Consider the following 25,438-nt stretch of genomic DNA (forward strand, 5'->3'; position numbering starts at 1 on the left):
CCCGTTGAAAAAGTGTTCAAAACTCTGTGAAGATTTTTGCATTGCTAACAAAATCTGCTGCAGGAAGTGTACCGTATCTCTTGCAGCAATGTGAGTTCAAGAATAGGACAGCCTGGAGTAGAATAAAAGAAACGTGCTCTCCTCAATGGCACCAGAGTTCAAGCAAAGGAACCCCCTTGAAAACCAGATTAAGAAATCCAGCTTTCTTCCGCGCGGCCCTCTTACCACTTATATTCTGCCTGTTTTTAGGCTTGAGCAGGCCAGCCCAAGCTGCTCATATTGGCTATTATTTTGGCACCTTCGATCCCCTACACAAGGGCCATTTGAATTTGGCTCAAGCAGCCATTCAAACGCTGAAGCTCGATAGCTTGTATATCCTGCCCAATTACAGTCCCACCCACAAACCCGGTGCCAGCTCCTTTATGCACAGATACCATTTGGTTCAGATGGCCTGCCAACGTGAGCGCCATTTCAAAACCTTGGCACCCGAAGCTTTTAGTAAAGCCTATCAACAGGATCCCCAAGACCCGATCCGCCCTATCATCGCAGCAATCCAAGCCCAGGAAGGAGCAAAGCATACGTTTTATCATATCAATGGCACCGACTCCTTCAACAAAATGGTAAGCTACCATAAATTGCCGACCCTTCAAGAAAACAGGATTGTTGCGGTCTTTCAACGCCAAGGCTACCAGGCCCAGGAGACACCTGAAGTTAAGCGCTTAAAGCTGGCGGGTAAAATTCAATTTTTTGACACCGCACTTGAAGCGGGAAGCTCAACCCAAATCCGGAAGCAAATTCAAACTGGAAATTTAGCCCAGGCAGAAGCCTCTCTGCCTGACTATGTCTTGCATTATCTGCGGCGAAATCAGCTCTATGGCTGGAAAGAAAAAGAGCTGGAGCTTGAAACGTTCAAGCGTCAAATGTCCCCAGGATACACCGCTCAGCCCCTTCAACCCCACAACAGCTCGTACGCCTTTGAAGAGCACCCGCTTCAAACGCTGATCGATCCCGAATTGCTGGAGAATCCTTTAAGTTTACAAGTGGATCCCTATTTGGCAGCAAAAATTCCCAAACCTGTCTATGACTTGCTTTTACACCATTCTGTCAAGTTGATGATCGTGGGCGGCCTTTACCCCGATACTTTGCCTCTCTTGAACCGCTTGGGCTTCGAAAAGTTAACCGCTTTTTCACCCGCTCAAGAGCGGATTGGCCTATACTATCTCTTTGGCTACCAGGCGGGTCAACCCACATTGATTCTCACCCATCTCTTTGGAGAAGATCGTCTCTTCCACACGGTTTTAGAGTATGCAAACCTCTTCTACCGCCACCTGATTCCACTTGATCAGATAAAAGTTTACACGCAAGACAACACAGCTTCACTCACTCAACGTCTCTGCCAAACAGCCCTGAAAGATCTTGAAGCCCATTCTCAAACCACTGTCCTGATAGGCTACCATGGTGCCTTTCAGCATCTATTTTCTGATCTCACGCTGTATCTGCATCACCTGAACACCGCCACACTCAATGGCCTGAGCTTGGAAGAACTCGACCAGTTTATTCAAAAGCAAAACCGCCAATTGCTGAACCCGCCTCAATTGGGAAGCCCTTATTTCCCTTATTGGGAATATCGCCTGCCCTCAGGGCAACGCTTTATTTCCTTTCGCAATACCTATGGCGCTGCCAGCCAAGCCTTGATCCAGACACTGTATCAAAAAGGCTTTCGACGTTTTGTCGTGTTTGGCAATGCCGGGGGGCTTTCTGACAAAGTCAAACTGCATCAGATCTATGCACCCACTTCAACACGTTTTCAAAGACAAACGCTCACGCTGAATAATCAAGCAACATCAGACTATCCCGCCGCCTCTCTGGTCAAAGTGCGTTCCGTCTTAGAAGAAACCCAGTATTGGCTTCAGATTCAACCCCCCACAGATTTAGTGGATGTTGAGAATTTTGATATTTTTGCAGCCCTGCAGAACAAAGAAAACATTTCTCTCTATTCAGCCGTTTTGGTGAGCGATCTGCCCGGCAAGCAAGACATTTCGACCAAACAGGAAGACAGTCCTGAAATGATCGCCTTAAAGAGGCAGTTCTTTTTTAGAATCATACTCAAGAGTCTTCAAGAGATATCTTCCTCACCCAAGCGTTTAGACGCTCCACAAACGCAGAAAACAAGCGCACTCTTTTCTCTGCCCCTTCGCAGAGATAGTAAAATAAATCAGCTCCAAAGAAAAGCTCAAAAACATGCAAGAATACGCCTTCACCCCAGAAAACATCGTCAACTGGCTGCTTGCCCCTGAAATTCCAGCCCAGGTCAAAATTCCACGCATCATCTGTGAAGGTCGTCGTCTCGATCCTCGGGCCTGGCTCTTGGGCGAACTGATCCGATTGGGGAATCTGCCAGAACAAACGATTTTTTTAATGCGCGAACGCTACCAGGCAGGTGCCGCGCTCTTTGAGGATCCGCCCACAGAAATCAACACAGAAGATCTGAATTGCCTCAGCCCCAACACATCAATTCCCTTGCGACTCTATCGACCCAATACAAGCCAAGAAAGCCTGCCCTGTATTCTCTATTTTCACGGGGGCGGCATGGTGATTGGCAGTATTGAAACCCATGATGGCTTGTGCCGACGTCTGTGTAAGGGCACAGAGGCCGCCGTTTTGTCTGTGGATTATCGTCTCGCCCCTGAAAACCCTTTTCCCGCTGCTTTGGAAGATGCTCAATCCGTTTGGCATTGGCTTCAAAGCCAAGCCACAGAGAACAAACTCTTGCCCCACAAAATCGCAGTCGCTGGAGACAGCGCCGGGGGAAATATTGCCGCCTCACTTTTACAGGATTTGCTGATCAGCGGTCAAGCCAGCCCCTGCGCCCAGGTTTTACTCTACCCTTGGATCGATATGGGGTTCGACTGGCCCTCCATGAAAAGCATGGCCGAAGCCCCTGTCTTGAGCACCCAAGACGTGCATTGGTTTCAGGAACACTATCTGCCCGCTTGGGCCAATCCCCAAGCTCCCCGGCTCTCACCGCTTCAGTCTTCTGGCCGCGCACAAGAGCCACCAGCTTTTGTTTTAACCTGCGGCTTTGATCCCCTGCGCGATATGGGCAAAGCCTATGCCGAAAGCCGCAGACAGGAAAATATTGAAGTTTTTTACCATGAAGCCCAAGGACAAATCCACGCTTTTCTTCAGTCTCCCCGCGTTTTGCCGGAAGCACGCGAAGTCATGCGGATGCTGTGTCAATGGTTGAAAATGCAGTTTTCTCAAGATTGAAAAGCTTAAGCCCGTGGAAAAGACAAATGCCAGGCTGTCCCCTGAGAAAGAGGAAGGCGTCGACACTGTCCTTCCAATTGATGCGCCAGACGCTCTACCAAGTGCAAACCCAAACCCGAGGAATAATCGTCAGGCAAACCCACCCCATTGTCATTGATTTCAAGAAAAACACACTCATCAAGACTGCGCAGTGAAATCTGAATACGGGCATCGCGCTGCTCTGCTGAAAACGCGTACTTAAAAGCATTGGTTAAAAGTTCATTCACGATCAAGCCACAGGGAATGGCTTGATCCATGCTCAACGAAAGCGGCTCCAATTCTTCAAGGATCTGTATCGATCCCCGTTCTGCATATTGCAGGTACAGCTCACGGCATAAAATCTCTAAACATTCACGAAAGGGAACCCGCCCCGAAAACCCTTGGCGATAGAGTTCTTCATGCACCAAAAGCATGCTGTGCAAGCGGTTTCGCACATCACGCAAAGGTTCAAGCACCTCTGCACGCGGCAAACGGCGCATCTGCATATTCAAAAGACTGATCATGATCTGAAAATTGTTTTTGACCCGGTGGTGAATTTCCTGTAAAAGCAGTTCACGTTCATGCACCGCATTTTGAAGCAATTCTGCCTGCATGCGCCTTTGGCTGATATCTTTCATTGAACCCAGCATGCGCACAGCAAGACCTTCTTCATCTTTGAGAAAAAGGCCCGTATCTTCAACCCAGACATAGGAACCATCCCGACGACGCAAACGATACTCCATGCAGAAATGGCCATCAGCATGTGCCGCCTGATCCAACACTGCCAGGGTCTGAGCACGTTCCTGTTCATGAATCATCGATTCCCAAACTTCAATATTGACGTCTTGATAAGCTTCGCTCTCAAAACCGGTAATTTTTTCGATTGCTCCGACCCACTGAATCTCACCACTGAGCACATCCCAATCGTAAACCATTTGCCCTGTTTGCTCTGCTACCACACGATAACGCTGCTCACTGTCCTGAATTTTAGCCTCCCAACCCCGACGGGCAGAGATATCACGTGAAACCACCACAAACGCAGAAATTCCAGGCACATCCAACAGACTCTGACCCACCGACTCCAGGTGAACATAGCCCCCCTGTTTATGAATATGCCGATACTCAAACATAATCGGCAAGCCAGGATGCTCATGGCTCCAAAAAATGGCCTGCCGGACCTTGGCCTGATCTTCAGGGTGCACAACCTCTAAAGGTCCCTTGCTGCTGAGTTCTTCTGGACGATACCCTGTAATCCGCTCCAGAGAGGGGCTGAGGTAGCGGGGAGAGCCATCGGCATTGAGAATCACAAGAATATCCGCCAAATGCTCCAAGAGCTGGCGAACACGGGCTTCGCCAATCCGCAATTCCTCAGACTGCGTCCGGGCCAGAATTTCAAGTTCCACAAACAAAGCAACGGGATCCTGAAGCACGTGATTCAAGCAAAAAAAACAGAGCGGCACAGCCTGCTGAACTTTGTTTTTAAACCCTTGAGTTGAGGCTCGCAAAGACTCCTCAACCACAAGCAGATGGGGTGCATACGCCAAGCTTTCAGCCTCATGAAGCTGGCCAAAACAAGCCCTCAGGCGATAGCCTCGGTTTGTCAGCAATTTCGCCAGGGCATCGCGGGCCTCACCTGCAGGAGCAATCAGGAGCAGCGAAGCATTAAACACCGCTCAGATTTTCCTTTGCGAAAAAGGCATGCTGAATCGATTCAACCAATTTTCTGATCGCCCCAGAAACCGTTCCTGCGGCCAAAAGCTCTGGCAGATTTTTTCGAACTTGCTCGGTAAATTCAGCATCAGCGAGTTTTTCCAAAAGCAACTCATATTCTCCATCAAACCCCAGAATCAGATTCTGATCCGGCCGGGCCCAAGGGGCCTCCTGCTGAAAAAGGCTTAAATAATCGCGATGTAAAAGCACAACGGGAATGGTGCCGACAATCGCAGATTGAACAGTACGGGCCGTATGAAAAAAATAGCCTGAACGGGGTTGCAATTGAAAACGGAAAATATTGGCGGCATGATAGCATTGGCGAAAGGTAAAGCTCGTCTGATGACCCTCAAAATGAAGTTTCTGCTGCGCAAGAAAATAGTCGATCTGCTGCGAACGCTGCCAGGCTTCGGCATTCAGACGGGAATAGACCCAAGCTTCGGCTTTGCCCAGATAGAGCAAGCCCTGTTTTTTTTCAGACCAAGGCAAAGCCACCCCGCGAAAAAGCTCAGGATCAGCCAAAGAATACAAATAGCGCTCAAAGGACTGTCTGTATTTTTGCTCCGAAGGCTGAAAATCCAAAAGACTATTATAAAACACGCTGTGGGGCACAAAAGTTTCAATAAATTGTTCATGCTGACGCGCTGCATTTTTGTATTCATCCACATAAAAGGCCGCAGGGGAATAAATCGGCTCAGAGGTGATCAAACTGCGATAGGCATAAGTCTTCTTGATCTTTTTCCAGGCCTGTAAAAACTCTGCCTGAAAATGCTGGTCTGCGCCACAGACGATCAGAATATCCGCATCAGAACGGTTGAACAGTTCCGGGCAAAGACAAAAATCATCAAGTCCTGAAATCAAACCCGGCTTCAAACCGTGCTGCGCAAGTTTCTCCACCAAAAACTCACCATGTGAGGGCATATACATTGCCTGATGGGTTTCCTGATGGGGGTGTTTCAGGTTTTGTTTTTGCAGGACAATATCAAATTGAAGCATAGCCTATTCTAGCCTGTTTCAAAATTCATTGAGGAAAATCAAGAAATATTTATGACCAAAATCAATACCTTTACATGCCTTTTGTCTTAAAATCAAAAAAGAAAAAGAAAGGAGGCTTACTTGAAGCTATGTCATTGATCAAATGGAACGATCGGGATTTTAGCTTTCCTTCAAGTCTGACTTCCTGGGTAGATGATTTCCTGGGAAAAGATTTCTTTGGCAAAGATTTTACAGGTGTCATGGAAAAACTGGGCCGCATGGGAACCAGTGTTCCTGCTGTCAATATTCATGAAACACCTGAAGCATTTAGCTTGGAGCTGGCGGCTCCGGGTATGCAAAAGGATGAGTTTAATATCTCAATTAAAAATAAAGTATTGACGATTTCTTCAGAGAAAAAACAGGAAAGCGAAGAAAAAGATCAAGAAAAAAACTATCTGCGCAAAGAATTCAGCTTTAGCTCTTTCAGCCGCAGTTTTGATTTGCCTGAAAATGTAGATGCAGATAAAATCAACGCACGCTACGAAGAAGGCATGCTACATGTTTTGCTCCCCAAAAAAGAGCAAAAGCCCGAAGAGCCGGGCCGAAAAGTCGATATTCACTAAATTTTAAACACGTACAGGCTCCCGCCTGTTATCATCTTCCCTCCCCGGCAGGATATCTGCCGGGGTTTTTCTTAAAAACTAGCGCCGAACAGACGCTCGTTTCAACTCCAAACGACGTTTGACTTCTGTTTTAATCGCATCCAAACGATGATAGACCTCATCACCGGGACAGCTTTTGGTGCTAAAATCACGGTGCCCATAGAACTCCTGGGTCGAAATTCCATATTCAGAAGTCAGCCAGGTCACCAAATCCAAAAGTGCGGCATAGGCTTCTGGAGTCACGGGATCTTGACCGGGGTCAAAATCACCAATCAAGCAAATCCCCACTTTGCCAGTATTGGGGGTAGAATGGGCCCCCACCACTGTTTCAGGGCGCCCTTGATAAATCACGCCATCAGGGCCAATCAGAAAGTGGTAACCGATATCCATCCAGTTATTATCCACCATGTGAAATTTCTGAATGCCACGAATCGTCAGATCTTTCTGATACTGATCACTGCGGGGTTTCCAGGTATGGTGAATCACCAGTCCATCTGGCGTATGGGGCGTGTATTCTCCCTTGGGAGGTACAGCTTTCCAGGCTTCCCGTGAAACCACTTCGGGTTTTGGCCACAGTCCCTGGGTTTTAAGTGCGGGAGGAATCGGTGAACGGTTCAGGGTTTTGCCAAACTGAAAGGTCATGCCTTCAAAAACAGGCATTTGGGAGGTCTGAGCGGAATTGAAGATCACCTGATACTGCACAAAACGGGCTGACTGTGGCAAAATCAGGCTGCGTTCCTGAATAAGCGGCAACCAATCGCCCCATGCCTGAGCGTCATTGCTGACACGTGCAAAAATACGAAGACCCGCACCTGCAGGAATTTGGGCTGTCCAAGCTGGCATTAAGGCATTGAAAGCAAAGGGGGCCTGATAAGCACGTGAAAGATAACGTCCCTGGCGCGCATTGCTTTTGAGCAAAAGCCGTCCCTGCGTTTGCAGATCAAGATTTTCTTTCACCACGCCCTGATCAAAATCCCGAAAACGGTTTTCAGTCCAGCGATCAGCTGCTCCATCGACCTCAAACAAAGGCAGAAGCTCAGCGGCCCGTGACTGCGCCTGAAGGGCCGTTGGTGGCAGCGGTTTTAAAGTGGCAATGGGTTGACAGGCTGTAGCAAGCGCCAAAAAAAGTGGAAAAAATTTCCACACAGCGTGATTTGACATGAATTACTCCCAGTTATCCTGGTATTGTGAGGAGCCCTGCTCTGCGACAGAAGAAGAAAGATCTTCATTGGAATAAGTGGCCCGCTGCTCTGGAGCAGAATCCACCTGAACAGTTGTTTTACCTGCCGTCCGGCTCACAGAAGCAGCGGAAACCGCCTTTGTCGTGCGGGGAGCAGAAGCTCGGCTATAGGCTGCAGCAGGAGAATATCCAGAAACAGAAGGGCTGGTTAAAGTAGGCGAAGCCTTGCTGCAGGCCATGAAAGGAGAGAGACTCAAAGCTGCCAAAATCATTAAAAAAGGTGTACGCATATTCTTAAAACCTCAACTTTAAACACGTGTGATACTGAAAGTATCGAGCTATTCATTGAAAATATTCTTAAAAAAAGAATAAGGAGGAAGTAAGAAACGGTTAACTCTGGGGTTTCGGATTTTTAAAAAGGGCCTGCACGGCCCGCTCAAGCGCAAGTACATGCATGTCTTCCAAGGGGGCATCCAGACGTGAAATCAAAGTTTCTGCCATGCCATAATGCGTATAGCTTTCTTCTTTTTTATCTAAGTGAAAACAAACCCGAGCCAGCAAGAAACGCGCTCGAATTCTTTCAAGTGGAGGCAATTTTTCCTGTTGCAGACCCTTTTCATAAAAGCGCAGGGCCTTGTGGGAATTGTTCAACTCCAGTTCATAAAGTTCTCCAGCACCTAAATAATTTTCGTTCTGCTCATAATAAAAGGCCAGGCGAGCGGGGAGCTTTTTTTCTTTAAAAAGGGCAAGCGCCTGCTCAGTCTTGCCCATTTCCATCAGCAATTGGCCCACCTTATTCCAATCTTCGCCCTTCTCATAGAATTCAAGCGACAGACGTAAATTGCCTGCCTGCTCATAGGCAAAAGCAGCCTGACGGGCAAATACGGAAGAACCCTCCATTAACTCCTGCCAATGATACACCCGGGAATAAAGCCAAGCGCTTTCAGCATATTTTTTTTTGGAAAGGCACCAAGCCGCCAGCGATTTGAAAAGAGGAGTTCCCAAGGGACTGTAAATTAAAAAACCCAATACCAGGAGTACCAAAAGAGAAAAAGGCACAAAAAACATAAGCGCCGAGAAATTTAAAATCGAAGCCATATGTTCCTGTTTCATGGTTTTTCTTTACCGCCGAATCACCAAAAGTCGTTCCCCTTCCTGCTGAAGGGAATACTGTGCTTCAAATGACTTTTTCAAAGATTCAAGCCAATCAGGATGCGTTTGATCGGTTTGAGAGATGCGGTACTCAGCACGGTTGCCCCCTGACTGAAGCAATTCCAATTCGAGGCCTTCCTTTTGCATGGCCTCTTGAAAAACACGCCGGGCTTCGCCATTTTCATAGCCCTCTAAAACCAGGGTAAAGGTTCCTGGAAGCAGGGTTGAATGACTGATAGACTCATCAGGAGGTGCTGATTTCTGCAAACAGGCTGGAAACAAAACCAGGCTGAATAGGCAAAAGAGTAAACAAATTCTTTTTTTCAACACGGCCACGATCTCCTAGCGTGAAACAGTGAAATAGGCACTGCCCAGATCAAACTGCTGCACCGCCAGCCCTATTTTAGCCTGAAGCGACTCTTCGAGTAAATCAGCCAAGTCTCCCAGGACGCCAGAATATCTGACCAGATAGGCGCCATCAGACTGTAGCTTCAAATCACGCACATGTTCACGCAAACCCGCTTCAAACTGGGATTTTTGACTGCCTTTTAACCCTTTAACCACAAGCCGGTACTGATTGCCTTGGGCGACATTCTGCTTCCAATGACGCAAAAGATCTTCCACGATCAAAGGCATCACACCCGCCACAGATTCTTCAATCACAATCTTGGCGCTCACATCGAGGCTGCCTTTAACAGCCAGCGCTTCAGGCTGACCTTTGCCATCGAGGCGCTGATAACTTTTGCTAATAAAAGGCGAACCTGAAGAACTCTCAAAAGCCTGAACCAAGACAGGGCTTTGCACATAGGTATAATCTCCGCTGCGCCCTACCACTTTGGGATCAATCTCAATTCGCATATAAAAATCGGCTTTTGCCTTTAGTGCCAGGGCCTGGCTCAAACGCTCACGGCTGCCTGCACTTTGAGCCACCACCTGATCATCTTTCTGCAGGCCCTGCATGACCTTGCCATCGACCACTTTGAACTGTTGTTCCAAAAGGTAGTTATTGATCCGATCCACTGACCATTGCGCATAATTGCTGCGCTCAGCAGGGTCTTTGTAATAGGCCATGATCGTAGGGAATTTCAGTTGTGAACTGAGTTGCTTGGTGCTCGAAATAATCCCTGCTTTTTCAAGATCCGAGCGCAAAGTCTGCACCTGAACCTCGTAGCGGATTTTATAATAACGCCCCCCGCCTTCACTGCTGCCCTTGCTCAAAATTTTCAAGCGCTTGATATATTTCTCACGCTGGGCAAAGACCTGCTCCTGAACTTTGGCAAAAGCCTGTCTTTCGGCATCGGTCTGAACCAGAGTATCCACAACAGCCTGCAGTGCTTTCATTTCAGCATCTGCCATGGCGGCATCGGCATTGCTGCCGACCCCCATGGTTTCAAGCTCTTTCACTGCATAGTCCAGATTTTTAACATCGGCATGAACGGCAGGGGCCACTCCCAATGAAGCACAAAGCAACGCCAGCCCCAAACAATAGCTTAAAAATTTATGCATGGTGCAGCAAATCCACTCAATTCTTCAGAATAAAAATGGCACGACCGCCACGAATCACCGCTTCATCGTTTACAAATTTCAGGCCTTCTTCTTCTGCCGCGTCAATCAAACTGTCAAAGAAATCCACGGGTTTGGTAGTGGAATAGACACTGAATTCAGCATGGCTTCCGGCAGCATTCAATTGCTTCACTTCGGTTACGCCATCGCCGTCTTCAAGTAATTTTTTAAATACACGGCGCTCTTTGCCGCCCTTATAGCCATCCAAAACCACGATATATTCCTGGCCATTGGTCAGAACATCTTGCCAGTGTGAAGAAACCTGACCCAAGGTTTTTTCCATTCCGGCAGAAACAGCAGTGGCCACAGCGGCCTTGGCATCAGCGACAGAATTGGCACGCATAATGCCATAGCCTGTATCACTTCCAAAAATCTGGCCGGTATAGCTATTGTACATTTTGGTTGAAACACTGGCTTTGCCACCTTGAATGCTGCCATAGGTGGTGACATAGATATCGGCTTTGAGCTTATTGGCAATCATTTGCGCAACCTGATCAAAATTGGATTGCTGAACGGCTCCTGAAGCTTTTACAATTGCGGCATCTTCTTTGCGCAGCTTTTCAATCAGCCAGCCATCGACCACCTTATAACCCCGTTTGAGCAAGGAACGGTTCATGGCTGTTACAGCAAAATCATTGACTTCGTCCTCAAGGCGGTTGCGACCTTTATACCAGCCCACCACAGAAACTGTCGGATGCCCCACATTGCGGAATTCAGAACCGACCACATCTTTGACATCCTGCTGCAAAGGCTGGGTGGACACTTCTACGCGGTAAACCGCAGAGACCACTCCGCTGCTCTTGCTTTCGTTCAGCATTTTGAAGCTTTTGATAAAGCCCTTGCTATTGGTGCGAATTTTATCACTCTTGGTGACATAGTTTTCAACAACCGTATCGGCTTGAACATAAACGCCGACGGCTTGCGCAATGGCATTGCGGAAGGCATCCAGACGGGCCGCATCCGCAGAGGTTCCTTCGCCCGTGACCGCTTCAATCACCACCACAGGCTTGATCCCTTTGGCTGCTTGTCCTGCCTGACCATTGACGGCCCATGTACCAGCCAAAACAGCAGCTGCTAAAAAAGTATTTACGATACGTTTGTTGAGCACCATCTAAATCACTCCTCGATTATCTTCAATAATTTATTCGTTATGCCTAAAGACGCTAAAAGCATCTGAATCGGTTCCATTCAGATCCGACTAAAAAGTATAACCCGCGTAAAAAGCCAGGTCAGGGCCTATACTTTGCAGGGGATTTTGATACAAGGGTTGAAAGGGTTGGGGAAATCCTCCCGTGTTCATAATCCATTGTCCGCCATCAAAATAGCGAAAACCAGCATCTAAACCCACCGAAAATTGTGGGGTAAACTGGTAAGCAGCCCCTACCAACGCCGTCCCGCCAAAAGCCATGGCCGAAGGATCAGGCTGCAAAGGATTGGGAAAGGGACTGGTGGCCTGCATCAACAACCCGCCCAAAAGCCCACCTCTCACTCCCAGATTAAAGCGCCATTGCCCAAAAGCAAAGCGTTTCATAATACCCAACTCCGCATTATAGGCCAAGAGTTGGGCTGAAGGGTTGGGCAAGCCGCCACCGGGAATCCCCAAACCAGGAAAAGAAGGCTGAGCCAACAAGAGATAGGCTGACTGTGGCAGGGTCGCCCCCCCTGAAAGCGTCAACAGAAAATCAGGCAAACCAAACATGGCCCCGACATCATACTGCAGTTCCAACTGCCCCTGGGGCACAAAGTATTGAGGCACAAAGCCCAACATGCCCAAACTGGTTGTGCCGACTTTCAATACGGGGGTTAAACCCAAACCAGAAAACGCAGCAACTGTAGCTGTTTCTGGTTTTTTCCCGCCCAATTCCTCAACACTCTGCAAGGCCACCAAAAGGGATTCGAATTGTACGGGATTCATTTGCTGAACCAATTCAGACTGTAAATAATCCACAGGTTCCGCTTGGGGAATATCGCGAAAAGGCTGAACCCGTTTGAGGGTGTCTAAAACCAAAGAAGCCTGGGCAGGATTATCTAAATCCACGGCCACCCCCGTGGCTTGGTTGACAAGCGCCAAAAGACGCTCCATGTCTGGGATCGGAATTTCTTTATGAATGGTCCAGGATTGGGTTTGCGCCCCGGCCATCTGAGCATAATCTCCTGCTGTGCGAAAAACAGACAGGCTCAAGCCCAATACAGACTCTACATCAATGCTCCAGTATTCCGTGCCATCTTCCTGCTGACGCCGGTGTGGCCCCGTCAGCGCCAAGGGGCTCATTGTCCAGGCAGGAACCAGAGCCAGGCTCGTTTGCGCCAAACGACGCACATCCAGACCCGGCAGTTCGGCCTCGGCCACACGTACCAAAGAACTGTCCTGAAGCAGGGGCAGTTCTCCTGCATGTTCTTTTTGCCAGCGTTTAAATTCGGCCAGAAAAGGCCCTGGAGGAGAAGACAGGGAATAATTCAAAAGCAAAAAATCAAAATCTGCATATTTCTGTTTGAAAGCTTGAATCAAGGCCTGATTCAGAGGCGTATCCTGGGTGGGCAAGAGAGAAACCTGCCGACGCTGAGCAGTACTTGCAGCAGCTGGGCGAACAGGTAAAGCAAAGTTGAGGGCTGGCACAAAAATAGCCAATGAAAGGGCTACCCTCACAATCGAACGGGTCAGCATAACGCGCACTCCTTAGTCTAATGGACCTGTTTGCAGACTACCATAAAAGCGAAAGTCCCAAAAGATCAGGAATGCTTATCAAAGGTCACCGTAGGCTTAAAGAACCCCTCTGTCGAGACCGTCTCCTGACCTGTGGGCAGCTCCAATTTCTCTAGGGTATCGCGTACCATCAGATAATCTGCCGTTAATTTTTTAAATCCCAAAGCCGTAATCGCATCCTGTTTGGCGCGCTGGCATTCATAACAGCCAATCAGAACAGGATTGACAGAAACCAAAGCCAGTTGTTGCAAGGCATATTTCAACAAAGGCTCAGCCAAATGCCCATGCCCTGGGTGAACTGTCATTTGAATCACATGGGGCAGCGAACGCAACTGAGCAAAAATATCCAAGGATCCCACCAAACGCTTGTGATGATCCTCTACCACCAGATGCAGGGCTTGTGAACGCTTCAAAGATTTTTTCAACCATTCCGCCCCCAGTTGTAGCGGCCCCAACGATAAATCCTGGGGAGTACGCTCTTCCACCACACGAATATAGGGGGGAATCGCATCCTGATAGAGCTCCCACAAGGTCTCTGTATCACTGGGGCGGCGAACCCGCAAGCCTTCAGGTACCTTCAAGGTGTCTTCGGGTTCCCGAAACTTGCCCAAACGCTTGGGAGCCAATTTGGAATAGGTAAGCGTCGAATAACGACGAAAACCCAGTTTTTCGTAAAGCTTGATCGCTGGGGCATTGGCAGTATCTACCTCAAGCGTAAAGCGCAGGGCTCCAAAGGCCAGATAATAATCAAAGACCCCGTTTAAAATAGCCTGGGCCAAACCCCGCCCGCGAAAATCAGGGTGAACCGCAATATTATCAATATGCCAGCGCGTCTGATTCTGATTGCGGGGAGAGACCTGGGCCATCGCCGCTATTTTCCCATCCTCTTCCAGTACGTGCACGGTAAAGACATGCTGATAGGGATTCGGAAAAAGCGATAAAACTTTCACAAAGGGATAGAGTGATTCTATCTTTTCAATCCGCTGAACGATATTGACTTCGCGTTGCTGGTATTCCTCAGTAAAGGCCAGCTCAAAGATCTCTTTGATTCCCCCAAAATCCCGTTTGCGGGCGGGCCGGATCTTCATGAATGGCTTTCAACCTTGGCAACTTTGGCAGAACGCACGACCACGATCGGGGTTTGCTCTGCGGAATTGCCATGGGGATTGCTCAACAGACTGGCTGCCAATTGTTTGGGATCCACATTTTTTGTCGCAGCAACAATCGCGGCCCGGCGAATATTGTTCACATCTGCAATTGCCGCTTCAAGACCCGTACGCGCCTTGACTTCATTGACCACCGACTGGGCATGGGCAGGCCCCAAGACAATGTATTTATCATAGGGGGGCATGGTGCCGGTTAAATCATCAATCAACTCAGAGGGCATGCCTGCCACCCGGTAAAGCCAACCATGCTTACGAAAAGCGACTTTCATAAAGCCCCCCACAGCCACGCCGGTCAGCATCTTGGGCAGCCCTACCTCATTGATCGCACTTTGCATGCCATAGGCCGAAGACAAACTGCCCACATTGGGCACCAAGAAACACAGGCGGCGGGCCCAAAAACCAGGGCGCACATGTTCATCGGGAATCATATAGCGACGTTGGGTCACCGCCACAACGCTTTCGGCCATGACCACCACGTCCCCAGATTGGGCGATGGGGCTGACATATTTGGCAATCACATCTGCCATATTGTCGGCATCGGTCAGGATATGGGTTTTGACAGGAATCAGGGTCACATCCCCTTCGGTGATGGGTTCAGGGGAAGCTGAAACCTGCTGTTCAGGAATCAAGACAATTTCTTCATGTTTTTTGAGCTTGTTGCGGCGGCTGTAAGTAATATAGTCAAGGTCGATCACCACGGCATGGAGCTCTTTCAGCCTTTCAAGATCTCCACTGCACTCGACAGCCAGTTCAAATTCCAGGGTGCTTTGGGGGGTGAGGATATATGCTGGCCAATAGCCATCTTCACGGGTTTCCTTATGCCAGGGACGAATCGTCGCCGTAATCTGAAGGGCTGCCGGGTCAGGCAAAGCGGCTTTGCCTAAAATACGGACCTTGGCCTGCACATCTACCACCGTGCATTCATATTTGCGACTGAAGTTACGAATTGGAATATTGGTGCGATAAATACGCTTATCAGCTGCATAGTTATGAATCCGCCAAGGATGACGGTGAGCCGGTAACATCAGACAGGGTTTATTATCACGGCTGCGATACCAGAGTTCAAACGCTCCCAATATCCCCCCTACTCCCAGTGCAACAGCAAGACTCTTTTTCATGGCGCTCTCCCTCATTAATAGCAATTCAGCCAGAACCTGCCACGAAACACTCAAGCAAAAGGTTCGGAACAACCAGATTCCAGACTTTACCTATTATACTCCAAGGCGGATCCTGGAAACAAAAGCATAAGCCTCTATCCTGCTGCAAGCAGGGAACAAAATAAGGTATTCTGAATCATTATGAGAATCCACATTTTTAGTTTTGGCACAGAGGTAGACCCATGGACGAGAATATGATCGACAGAGAAGATCCCCAGTACCAATTGCACTGTATTCGCCACTCAGCGGCGCATATCATGGCCCATGCCGTGCAGGATCTGTTTCCTGGCAGCAAATTCGCAATTGGCCCCGTGATCAAAGATGGTTTTTACTACGATATGGATCTTTCCCGTGCCCTGACTACCGAAGATCTCGAAGCGATTGAAAAACGCATGAAAGAAATTGTCAAAGAAAACAACCCCTTCATGCGCGAAGAGTGGGACAAAGAGCAGGCCATTCGCTGGTTTGACGAAAATGGTCAGAATTTTAAACACGAAATCATCGACGGTATTGCCGATGAAAAGGTCTCGATTTATAAAGAAGGCGATTTTACCGATCTCTGCGCCGGCCCCCATGTACGCTATACCAAGCAGTGCAAGCATTTTAAATTGCTCAAGGTTTCAGGAGCCTATTGGCGTGGTGACGAAAAGAACCCCATGCTGCAACGCATTTATGGCACCGCCTGGCAAACCAAAGAAGATTTAGACAAATACCTCTTTCAGCTTGAAGAAGCGGCCAAACGGGATCACCGCAAACTGGGCAAAGAGCTGGGTCTTGTCATGTTTCATGAATACGCACCTGGCGCTCCCTTTTGGCTGCCCAAGGGTCAAACAATCTTCAGAATTCTTTCCGATAAAATGCGCAATTACAACCTGCGCAATGGCTATGTCGAAGTCGGCACTCCCCAAATGTTCCGCAAGGATCTCTGGCAAACCTCGGGCCACTGGGATCACTACCGCGAAAATATGTTTATCTTTGATGATGAAGACACCCAAATCGGTCTCAAAGCCATGAACTGCCCCAGTCATATGCTGATCTTCAAAAATGAACGCCGTTCTTACCGCGATTTGCCCCTGCGCATTCACGATCAGGGTGTTCTGCACCGCAATGAAAAATCAGGCGCGCTCTCAGGCTTGACCCGCGTGCGCAAATTCTGTCAGGATGATGCCCACCTGTTTGTCACCCCCGATCAAATCGAAAGCGAACTGCGTACCCTGCTGACCATGGCCAAGAACACCTATGCGGTTTTTGGCATGAAATTCAGCAAGGTTTACCTCTCCACCCGCCCAGAAGACTATATGGGAGAGCTGGAAATGTGGAACCAGGCCGAAGCCAGTCTCGCCAAAGTGATTCAGGAAGCCGATTTGAAATATGAAGTCAATGAGGGCGATGGCGCTTTCTATGGCCCGAAAATTGACTTTATTATTGAAGATGCGCTGGGCCGCGAATGGCAGACAGCCACCGTTCAACTCGACTTTCAATTGCCGCTGCGCTTTGAACTGAAATATGTCGATCATGACAATACAGCCAAAACCCCGATCGTGATTCACCGCGCCATTTATGGCAGCCTTGAGCGCTTTATGGGGGTCTTGATTGAACATTATGCAGGTGCGTTTCCCACCTGGCTGGCCCCAATTCAATGCCATGTGATCAACCTGGGCGAAGCCCATATTGAATATGCCAGCGACCTGCACAAACAATTGCTGGCAGCCGGTGTGCGTTCGCATCTGGATCTGCGCAATGAAAGCGTGAACTATAAAATTCGCGAAGCCCAATTGCAGAAGATTCCCTATATGCTGGTGGTCGGAGATCGTGAAATGGAAACCGGCTCGGTTTCAGTACGCGCTCTGCGTGAAGGCAATCAAGGCTCTGTCAGCATCGCTGAATTGATTGAGCGGATAGTAAGCGAAGCCACTGTCGATTTTGCGGATCCAATATGAGCCAAACACAGGAACTGAAGCTCGCCCCAGCCTTTAAAGGCCCCATGGTGACGGTCAGCCTGGTGTTTATTCTCTTGCCCGTGATTCTCAATCTGCTCATGTTGCCACGTTTAGTGAGTCTGCCCTCCAGCCTGAATAAATACCTTGCCTTGGGCATTATGGCCCTGCCCCTGCTTTTTTCTGCAGCCATGGGTTGGCTCTTGCGCGCCACCTTACGCGAAACCCGCCTCAATCTGAGTTCTGAGGGGCTGGAATACCACAGCCCCCTGCTCAGCCTGGCGGCCAATTGGGAGCAGGCCGAAGCGCTGGTACCCAGTGATCTTTCCAGCCAACGTTGGAATTTAAAACTGAACCAACCGGCCCGAATTATTCAGCGCCGTTTGTTTAAGCCCCCAGAACCCGCCCTGCTGCAAATTCCACTTTTTCCCTTCGCAGGCCATGAAATCGAATCGCTTGAATTACAACTGAAAACCTTTCAACCCAAACTCAGCCGATCAAGCTGAATCAACATTCAGGGCTCGGTTGAGAGCCTCAATCAGATGTTCAGAAGTATAGGGCTTGGTCACATACTGGTTAACCCCCGAATCAAGGGCCAAATGCTCACGGATCAGGGCCGTTTCAGTTGTAATCATGACCACTGATGCCCGGCATATTCCAGTCGCTTAGTACCAGTTCAATCGAACGGTCAAATTTCTCCAAGCCCTGCTCACCACTGACCGCTTCAATAATTTCCGCATTTTGGTAGTCTGCGTGATTTTGAAGGTGTTTGATCACGATTTTACGGGCCACCATCGAATCATCAACAATTAGAATTTTAATGGCTTGAATTTCCTTGCGAAGAACTGACCTCAGGAGAACATATTTTTTGAAAAGCGTAAACTCAGCCACTCAAATCACAGTGGATTTATCTGCAATATGTTGCGTTTTTAACTTTTAAGCAAAAGAAAAACGGTTTGCCCTTTTGTTGAGAGCAAACCGTCTTGGGCATTCAACTCAGAATCTAGAAAGTAAATTCCAATTGCGAAGAGAGGTGAACATCTCCCTTATCGTAGCCCTGGTGAAACAGATGGCCATATTCCAGAATCGTCCAACGGGTATTTTTATTGATCTGATGGCGCAAACCATGGAAGATTTTTACTTCAGGCTGATTAAACAGTTTGCCCCCGGTATAATAACTCCACATTTCATACATGCCATAAATATGCAAATCCCGAGCTACTTTGCTGAGTGTATCCATGCCCAAACCATCTAAAAGATCGAGAAAGGCAAAGTCAAACTGCAAATAGCCACTGTGCGAAGCCGCTGTATTAAAACTGGTAAAATGGGTTCCAAAGGTAGCATTCACATCGTTGTTCTGCTGAAAGACATATTCCCCAGAGAAATTGATATATTTGGTGGGTACCAGAAAATCCCCACCGAAGGCCAGGTTTCGGCCCAAATTACCCACATAGGCAGACGTTCCCACCACTACCGCAGGGTTTTCAAAGCTCAGGTGCCCTACAAAATCCTTATTCGTATCCGTATCGGCACGGTAAAGCGGAAAAGTACGTCCCTGTCGGCCATGTACAATGGCAGCCGTCAGATCAAGCTTGCTATTGGCAAAACCCAAATCAAAGCTTTTATTGGCCATCAAGCCCAATTCCAATTTTTTAAGCGCAAAACCATTGACCAAGGTATTGTTTTTGGTCGAGGTAAAATTGCGGTGAGAAGTGTAATCCGACCAAATTCCAAAGGGATTCCGAAATTGCCCCACACTTAACTCCACACCCGAATCTAAGAGATTGCCCACTTTCAGATACAAACGCTCAAAGGGAATCTGACCATTGAGCATCTCATGCACATGCTGCGCAGCATCTGTCGCACTCGTGGCTGTATTTCCCGTTAAACTGGGAAGTTCAAGCGTTTTCAGGGTGCCATTATCATCAATATTCAAAGAATCAATCTGATGCACCACCTCTTCAGGTACGGGATTCCACTCTGCCAGAAAATAGATGTTATTCGGGGCCTGGGGTGACATCACCTGTGCGGAGAAAAAGAGATTGGCCTTGTTAATTTCTACCAAGGGTTGAAACACACCATCAGGCTCTTGGTGATATTCAAATTCACCTACAAAAAAACCACCCAAGCTGGTTTTCACCAAGTCTTCTTTTTTATCTGAAGTGCTCGCCTGGTTTTCTTCCTTCTGCGGTTCAAACAGCCCCTGCTGATAACTGGCAATAATCAAACCACTGATTTCCTGAGAGGTTTTGCTCTGATTGGCCCACTCCACAATCGCATTGGCCATCCGATCCAGGTCAAGGTTGACCAATTTACCACGCCCAATCACGTTTAAATCAAGATAGGTACTGAAAGGCGTCATAATCTCATCTGGAACAGATTCCAGCTTGTCTTGTTCAATGGAGGTCAACACCTTAATCTGGGCTTCACTTAAAACCTGCGTCACCTCACTCAAGGTCGCGCTTGAACGAATATCTGCCGCTTGTGCGGAGAACTGAAAAGTATAAAAACCGCTTGTCAGAAGCGTAAACGCCATTACCCAATTGTGCATTTTTAAAAAATATTTTTTTTGCATACAATACGACCCCATATCTTTTATTCTTTAAAAAGAAGCAAATATTTTATAATTTTAGTTGCTGATCAGATCTTAAATTTATAGTGTTTTAGAGAATCGAAAACTCGCGCTCAGCCTGATTTTGCTCCTGGAGATAGTTCGCCATTTCCGCCAATTCCGCAGCTGAGTCATTCAATGTTTGCGCCCCTTGAGAGGTTACCCGTGAAATTTCAACCAGTTTATCCGTACTCTTCAGAATACTTTGGCTGCCCACCACAGCATGCTGAACATTCGTATCAATGGTTTGAGTCGTTGCTGCCTGCTCTTCAATCGCAGCAGCAATCATACTCTGCAGGTCATTGATCTGCTGAATCATCTGCGTGATGCTCTCAATCGCACCCACCACTTTATTCACATCTTCCTGAATGGCAAAGATTTCGCCACTGATAGAATTGGCTGATTCTGAAGTCTCTTTCGCCAAGGATTTAATTTCGCTGGCAACAACCCCAAAGCCCTTCCCGAATTCTCCAGCTCGGGCAGCCTCAATCGCAGCGTTTAAGGCCAAGAGTTTGGTTTGCTCGGCAATACTTGAAATGAACTGAATCACCTGTCCAATACTCTGGCTCTTTTCACCCAATTCAGAGACCACCTGGTTCGTGACACGGGTTTCAGCCACAGCCTTGCCCCCCATTTGGTTCACACCCACCACATGGCGGTTGATCTCCTGAATACTGGCTCGCATTTCTTCCATGCTGCTGGCGATCGTATACAATTCACTGTTCATCTGTTGAAAAGTTACAGAAACCTGTGTTGCCTGCTCGGTAGTCAAATCCGCATTTTGACTGAGTTTTTGACTTAATGAAGAAAAAACACCTGAAGCCGAAGCCAAGGCCTCAGACTGCTCCAGATCACGTTGCATTTGCGCTTTTTCTTTTTTACGCTGTTCGGCATCTTTGATGCGTTGTTCTTCATCACGCTTGCGTTGCTCAGCATCTTTGATGCGTTGTTCCTCATCACGCTTGCGCTGCTCAGCGTCTTTCACACGCCTTTCCTCATCCCGTTGGCGTTGTTCGGCGTCCTTGCGTTTCTGTTCTTCTTCACGTTGCTTCTGTTCAGCAATTCTTTGCCAATCCAGCTTGTCTTGACCTGTCGCCTGTTTAATGCCAACAATCGTCTGGTTGATTGAGGCAGCAATTAAGCCCACTTCATCTTTGGAGTGGATTTCCAAAACCTGAGAAAAATCACCTTGGGCCATGGCATCTATCACCTGGGCAGATTTTTTCAAGGGACGGCTGACCAAGAAGTCCATTATAAAATAGCCCAAAACCAGAATCATCAAGAGCCCCCCCAAAGCAAGTACAACCGCAAAGCTCGTCGAAGCCATTAATTTATCACGAAAATTTTCAGAATCGGATTGAAGATAGACCCGGCCAATTTGTTTTTTTTCAAGCATAATCGGCAAACTCAACTCCAAAACACCCGTATTGGCATTCCAAACAGACTTTTCAGGAGGTCTGGCTGGCAATATCTTCTTATCTGAATCTTTACGCTGATAGGAGGCAAATAGCTTATGATCTGGGCGATAAACGGCTGCAGCCATCACACTGGCTTCTACTTTCAAGGTTGAAAGTAGTTTTTTGGCTTCATCGGGGGTATCAAACTCCAGAAAAACAGCAACATTTTCTGCAATAATTCCACCTAAAACCTGATTTTGCCGTTCCAGAACTGTTTGAAAGGTTGTTTTTTCATTCCAAAGAAAAGCAGTACAAATCAAAGCAATCATCACAGCCGTGCTCAAGCCAATTGCAATCAGCAATTTAACTTTTAGTGAAACGGGAAGTTGATTTAGCTTTTCGAACATTGAGATCTCCAGAACGAATTATTAAAATTAGTAAACAGACTTGGCAAGCTTGAGCAACTGGGCACTGATTCCCAAATTGTTTTTCTTGGCTGTGGTTTGATCCAATGAAAACTGAACTTTACCCACCGCCACAGAAAAAGACACAATCCCCCCATTGCCAACAGTCAAAACAGGTAAAGATTTAAAATTTCCAGGCACACTGCCGCCCTCAAAAATGGCGACCTGGCAAGCCGCTGCAGAAGCAGCACTCGTCACAGCAAAAGAAACCGATTGACCATTGATATTCTGTCCCTTCAATTTCTGCTCCAACGCACTGGCCATACCGCTGGAACCCACAGCACAAACCTTTAAACTGCCTGAAGACGGCCATTTAACAAATTTCATAATATTGAAAAGCAAAGCTGCCTTAATCGTTTCTTCACTGCCTGCAGCTTGAACCGGCGCCCCCCCCAAAAATAGGCTTGTCCCGATCATCATGCTCAACCCAATTTTTTGAAAAAATCTCAAATTCAAATCTGTTCCTCCAATTAAAAACCCATTGCAGCCTGTGTTAACAGAATATACGGATTTTGATTATTTCCTTGTAACGTATAACGATAAGCCGCTTTCAGCATAAAAAGCGTCCCCCGTCTCTACTTCCCCCTCAACAAAATAACTTGCTTATTATCTATACTTAAAGTTGTTGCCCTGGATCAATCATAGCGTAAAACAGGATCAAGCCCCTAAAAAAATGCAATCAACCCTCTGAGATTAAAAAACAAGACAAGAATACCATAGCTATTTAAAATTACGAATACTTTGTTTATTTATCATTTTTTAACTTAAAACAAAACTTATCTTATAAACTTTTATTAAAAGCTTCTATAAGTACTCAGAAAAACCCAAAGAGAAACGCTCTGTAACTCCCCTGCTAAAAAATCACGAATTTTAAGAAGTTAATTACTTTGTCACAAAACTCAAGTAATTTTATCAAGAATGTAACATAAGTACAATGCCGCGTATTCTATTTTCAAAAAATAAATGCGGGCCATCACAAAACAAACAATAAAAACTCAGCCCATAATAAAGGCCCGCACGAAGCGGGCCTGGAGGCTTAGGTGATTCAATCAGCCAAAAACAATTGTGACTTTGTCTTCACTCAATTTGTTTACGCTGAGATTCTCTTTAAACAGCTTGCCAACGCCACGTGCCAAACCCACATAAACGTCGATCAGGCCCCGTTCAGAAATATAAGTAACTTCCAATTCCTGCTCAGATTTCCAAATATATTCAAAATGGGGGGGACGTGCATTTTTAATCGTCGCGGTTAACTGGGTATGAACCTTGTCCATTCCCAAAATCATATCCTTGGCATTGCTAAATTTTTCGACCACAAAGCTATAGTATTTCGGTGCATAGGTACAGCACCAATACTCACCAAAAAGATCGCACGCAGCCTCTTTAGAAAGTCCTGTGACCTCAAGCGTTGCACCAAAAAGTTGCAAAAAATCGGAGTCCGGAATATCACTCAAACTCATTCTGAGCAAATTCCCAGAAGTAACCCCAGATTTTTCAACAATTTTAGCAGAAGTTTCTGTTCCAAGTTTTTCATCCACCATTTCAAGCAAACAACGACTGATCGTACCTTTCATGTGTGAAGCCACTTCCTTAATCTTTGATTTTTGGTTTGCGATTATGACAATTATGACAAAAAAAATACAATTTAACACTGTATTATAAAATAGAATTCAGCTCAAATACCACTGGATGCTAACGACGAAATCTAACCCGTTTTACAATTTCTGGTCCCAAAGCATCCAAGGGCAAAATTTTATCCGCCAAACCTGAACGGGCAACATAGCCAGGCATTCCCCAAATTGTGCTGGAAGCCTCATCCTGCGTCAATATTTGCCCTCCTGCCGCTGAAATCTGTTCACAGCCCCTGAGTCCGTCCTGTCCCATACCTGTCATGACAACCCCCAAACAACTTGAGCCAAAAGTCATGGCGATAGAGCGAAAAAGCACATCAACAGCAGGTCGGCAGGAGTTTTCAGGCGGGTCTTGATTCAAACTGATGCAGGGAGAACCCTCTCGGGTTTGCAAAAGCATGTGATAATTCCCTGGTGCAATATAAGCTGTTCGGGGCTCAAGGAGCATATTTTCTTCAGCCTCTACCACACGAATTTGAGAAAGCCCATCCAAACGCTCTGCCAAATAACGGGTAAACAGAGGGGGCATATGCTGAACCACCAGAATCGGCACGGCAAAATCCTCTGGGAAATGTGGAAAAAGCTGCGCCAAGGCATTGGGGCCTCCCGTAGAAATGCCAATGCCGACAATATCGACACGCTGTAAGACCTTTTTTACGGCAAAGGTAGGTCGCTCAGCAACGGGCTCACGCAAGGGTGCATGCTGCACTGCTGAAGGCAATTTGGGCTTGTATTTCTGATAAAGCGAACGAATCCGGGGCACAAAGGCCTCTAAGATATAGCTTGAAAGTTCTTCTTGGTTGTGCTGAGCCGACATACTGGGTTTAGTCACATAGTCATTGGCTCCCATTGAAAGGGCCTGAATCGTAACCGAAGCCCCCGTTTCAGTCAGTGCACTGAACATAATCACAGGCAACTTATCATACTGCTGGCGAATCCGTGCCAAGGTTTCCAAGCCATTCATTTCAGGCATTTCAATATCTAAAATGACAATATCGGGATTGAGTTGAGGAATACGATCCAAAGCCAATTTTCCATTGCTGACCACGGCCACGACTTCAAATTCCTGAACCGTTGAAAGAATTTTTTTCAACATCTGGCGATTCACGACAGAATCATCCACCACTAAGATACGAATTAATAACATCGTTTACCACATTTCCTGCTCATCGCTATCAATCCTTTTTCAAGCCGTCATTTCAGCATTTACCCAAGATCGATGAATTCTAATCAGACGCTCTACGCTCAATACCCAAGCATTTCTATTCCTCTACGCCAATGAACTTACCTGACTCCCATTCATTGAACAATACAGAATAAAAAATCAAATTAAATTTTTATTCTGTATTAGGATACCCCCTATTGTATTTTATGAACTTAATGTTACAATAAAAATACAATTTAACAATTTGTTCATCATTAATTCATAAAGTTCACATTCTCCTAGAATTCAAAGCATGAACTTTGTTAAAAATTTAACGTTATCACAGGTGAATTCCATGATCGAAACTCTCATCCAAGAAATGAATTTGGATCAAGTGTATCAAGCTTTTCAAACCCCTCCTGAAAATACTGTTTTTCTGGATATTCGACGCCCAGAAGAGTGGGCAGAGGGCGTTATTCCAGGAGCAGAAACCATTCGTTTGAACAATCTGAATCAAGTGCTTGAAAAGCTGGACAAATCCAAAACCTATATCGTGATTTGCCGCAGCGGTTTTCGCAGCGAGATTGCCTGCCAGGAAATGGCTGAAGCAGGCTTTAAAAATCTCTTTAATTTTGCCGATGGTATGCTGGCCTGGTACGAAAAAGGCTACCCAACCGCCCAAGTCAACACTTAGCAC

The 25,438-nt window shown here is 47.1% G+C and carries 23 protein-coding genes; 6 read left to right on the forward strand and 17 right to left on the reverse strand.

What is annotated here, in order from left to right; genetic code table 11:
• Positions 1-26 precede the first annotated feature (26 nt).
• Positions 27-2,297 carry a hypothetical protein gene (locus COW20_22315; protein PIW45092.1) on the forward strand — a complete coding sequence of 757 codons (2,271 nt, stop codon included), beginning with the start codon at positions 27-29 and terminating at the stop codon, positions 2,295-2,297.
• Positions 2,242-3,270, forward strand: coding sequence for an alpha/beta hydrolase (locus tag COW20_22320; GenBank protein ID PIW45093.1), 1,029 nt, complete (start codon positions 2,242-2,244; stop codon positions 3,268-3,270). Before COW20_22315 ends, COW20_22320 begins: the two co-directional genes overlap by 56 nt.
• 5 nt (positions 3,271-3,275) lie before the next feature.
• Here the strand turns inward: COW20_22320 and COW20_22325 are convergent, their stop codons facing one another.
• Positions 3,276-4,958 (reverse strand): hypothetical protein, encoded by a 1,683-nt coding sequence (locus tag COW20_22325; GenBank protein ID PIW45094.1) that lies wholly within the window; start codon positions 4,956-4,958, stop codon positions 3,276-3,278.
• Positions 4,951-5,994 carry a hypothetical protein gene (locus tag COW20_22330; GenBank protein PIW45095.1) on the reverse strand — a complete coding sequence of 348 codons (1,044 nt, stop codon included), beginning with the start codon at positions 5,992-5,994 and terminating at the stop codon, positions 4,951-4,953. Before COW20_22330 ends, COW20_22325 begins: the two co-directional genes overlap by 8 nt.
• A 128-nt stretch (positions 5,995-6,122) precedes the next feature.
• Between COW20_22330 and COW20_22335 the strand changes: the two genes are divergently transcribed.
• Positions 6,123-6,596, forward strand: a complete 474-nt coding sequence (locus COW20_22335) for a hypothetical protein (GenBank protein PIW45136.1) — start codon at positions 6,123-6,125, stop codon at positions 6,594-6,596.
• A gap of 78 nt (positions 6,597-6,674) precedes the next feature.
• Here COW20_22335 and COW20_22340 read toward each other — a convergent pair whose 3' ends face one another.
• From COW20_22340 to COW20_22380, 9 genes are all read right to left on the reverse strand, one after another.
• On the reverse strand, positions 6,675-7,796 hold the full coding sequence (locus COW20_22340) for a hypothetical protein (GenBank protein ID PIW45096.1): 1,122 nt from the start codon (positions 7,794-7,796) through the stop codon (positions 6,675-6,677).
• Between the two features lie 3 nt (positions 7,797-7,799).
• A complete protein-coding gene (locus COW20_22345) occupies positions 7,800-8,105 on the reverse strand; it encodes a hypothetical protein (protein PIW45097.1) in 306 nt (101 codons plus the stop codon).
• Between the two features lie 100 nt (positions 8,106-8,205).
• Entirely contained in the window at positions 8,206-8,928 is a 723-nt protein-coding gene (locus tag COW20_22350; GenBank protein ID PIW45098.1) for a hypothetical protein, read from the reverse strand.
• Between the two features lie 9 nt (positions 8,929-8,937).
• Positions 8,938-9,297: a hypothetical protein gene (locus COW20_22355; protein ID PIW45099.1), complete on the reverse strand. Its 360-nt coding sequence runs from the start codon at positions 9,295-9,297 to the stop codon at positions 8,938-8,940.
• 12 nt (positions 9,298-9,309) lie between these two features.
• Positions 9,310-10,473 carry a hypothetical protein gene (locus tag COW20_22360; protein PIW45100.1) on the reverse strand — a complete coding sequence of 388 codons (1,164 nt, stop codon included), beginning with the start codon at positions 10,471-10,473 and terminating at the stop codon, positions 9,310-9,312.
• A gap of 16 nt (positions 10,474-10,489) precedes the next feature.
• Positions 10,490-11,641 (reverse strand): hypothetical protein, encoded by a 1,152-nt coding sequence (locus COW20_22365; GenBank protein PIW45101.1) that lies wholly within the window; start codon positions 11,639-11,641, stop codon positions 10,490-10,492.
• Between the two features lie 87 nt (positions 11,642-11,728).
• A complete protein-coding gene (locus COW20_22370) occupies positions 11,729-13,195 on the reverse strand; it encodes a hypothetical protein (GenBank protein ID PIW45102.1) in 1,467 nt (488 codons plus the stop codon).
• 65 nt (positions 13,196-13,260) lie between these two features.
• Complete coding sequence (locus COW20_22375; protein PIW45103.1) at positions 13,261-14,322, reverse strand: hypothetical protein; 1,062 nt, start codon at positions 14,320-14,322, stop codon at positions 13,261-13,263.
• Positions 14,319-15,518: a hypothetical protein gene (locus tag COW20_22380; GenBank protein ID PIW45104.1), complete on the reverse strand. Its 1,200-nt coding sequence runs from the start codon at positions 15,516-15,518 to the stop codon at positions 14,319-14,321. Before COW20_22380 ends, COW20_22375 begins: the two co-directional genes overlap by 4 nt.
• Before the next feature lie 221 nt (positions 15,519-15,739).
• Between COW20_22380 and COW20_22385 the strand changes: the two genes are divergently transcribed.
• Together COW20_22385 and COW20_22390 are read left to right on the forward strand one after the other, a co-directional pair.
• Positions 15,740-17,497, forward strand: a complete 1,758-nt coding sequence (locus COW20_22385; GenBank protein ID PIW45105.1) for a threonine--tRNA ligase — start codon at positions 15,740-15,742, stop codon at positions 17,495-17,497.
• On the forward strand, positions 17,494-18,000 hold the full coding sequence (locus COW20_22390; protein ID PIW45106.1) for a hypothetical protein: 507 nt from the start codon (positions 17,494-17,496) through the stop codon (positions 17,998-18,000). The genes COW20_22385 and COW20_22390 overlap by 4 nt, the downstream gene beginning before the upstream one ends.
• Before the next feature lie 115 nt (positions 18,001-18,115).
• On the opposite strand, the gene COW20_22395 is transcribed toward COW20_22390, so the two are convergent.
• From COW20_22395 to COW20_22420, 6 genes are all read right to left on the reverse strand, one after another.
• Complete coding sequence (locus COW20_22395; GenBank protein ID PIW45107.1) at positions 18,116-18,385, reverse strand: hypothetical protein; 270 nt, start codon at positions 18,383-18,385, stop codon at positions 18,116-18,118.
• Between the two features lie 112 nt (positions 18,386-18,497).
• The gene (locus tag COW20_22400; protein PIW45108.1) at positions 18,498-20,069 is read right to left on the reverse strand and encodes a hypothetical protein; all 1,572 of its coding nucleotides are present in this window, start codon (positions 20,067-20,069) and stop codon (positions 18,498-18,500) included.
• A gap of 88 nt (positions 20,070-20,157) precedes the next feature.
• Entirely contained in the window at positions 20,158-21,909 is a 1,752-nt protein-coding gene (locus COW20_22405) for a hypothetical protein (GenBank protein ID PIW45109.1), read from the reverse strand.
• Between the two features lie 27 nt (positions 21,910-21,936).
• Positions 21,937-22,422 (reverse strand): hypothetical protein, encoded by a 486-nt coding sequence (locus COW20_22410; protein ID PIW45110.1) that lies wholly within the window; start codon positions 22,420-22,422, stop codon positions 21,937-21,939.
• A gap of 593 nt (positions 22,423-23,015) precedes the next feature.
• Positions 23,016-23,540: a hypothetical protein gene (locus tag COW20_22415; protein PIW45111.1), complete on the reverse strand. Its 525-nt coding sequence runs from the start codon at positions 23,538-23,540 to the stop codon at positions 23,016-23,018.
• 118 nt (positions 23,541-23,658) lie between these two features.
• Complete coding sequence (locus COW20_22420) at positions 23,659-24,744, reverse strand: chemotaxis response regulator protein-glutamate methylesterase (protein ID PIW45112.1); 1,086 nt, start codon at positions 24,742-24,744, stop codon at positions 23,659-23,661.
• Between the two features lie 310 nt (positions 24,745-25,054).
• On the opposite strand from COW20_22420, the gene COW20_22425 reads away from it, so the two are divergent.
• Complete coding sequence (locus COW20_22425; GenBank protein PIW45113.1) at positions 25,055-25,435, forward strand: rhodanese-like domain-containing protein; 381 nt, start codon at positions 25,055-25,057, stop codon at positions 25,433-25,435.
• Positions 25,436-25,438 lie beyond the last annotated feature (3 nt).

It is taken from the genome of bacterium (Candidatus Blackallbacteria) CG13_big_fil_rev_8_21_14_2_50_49_14, assembly GCA_002783405.1.
In the GTDB taxonomy this organism is placed as follows: domain Bacteria; phylum Cyanobacteriota; class Sericytochromatia; order UBA7694; family UBA7694.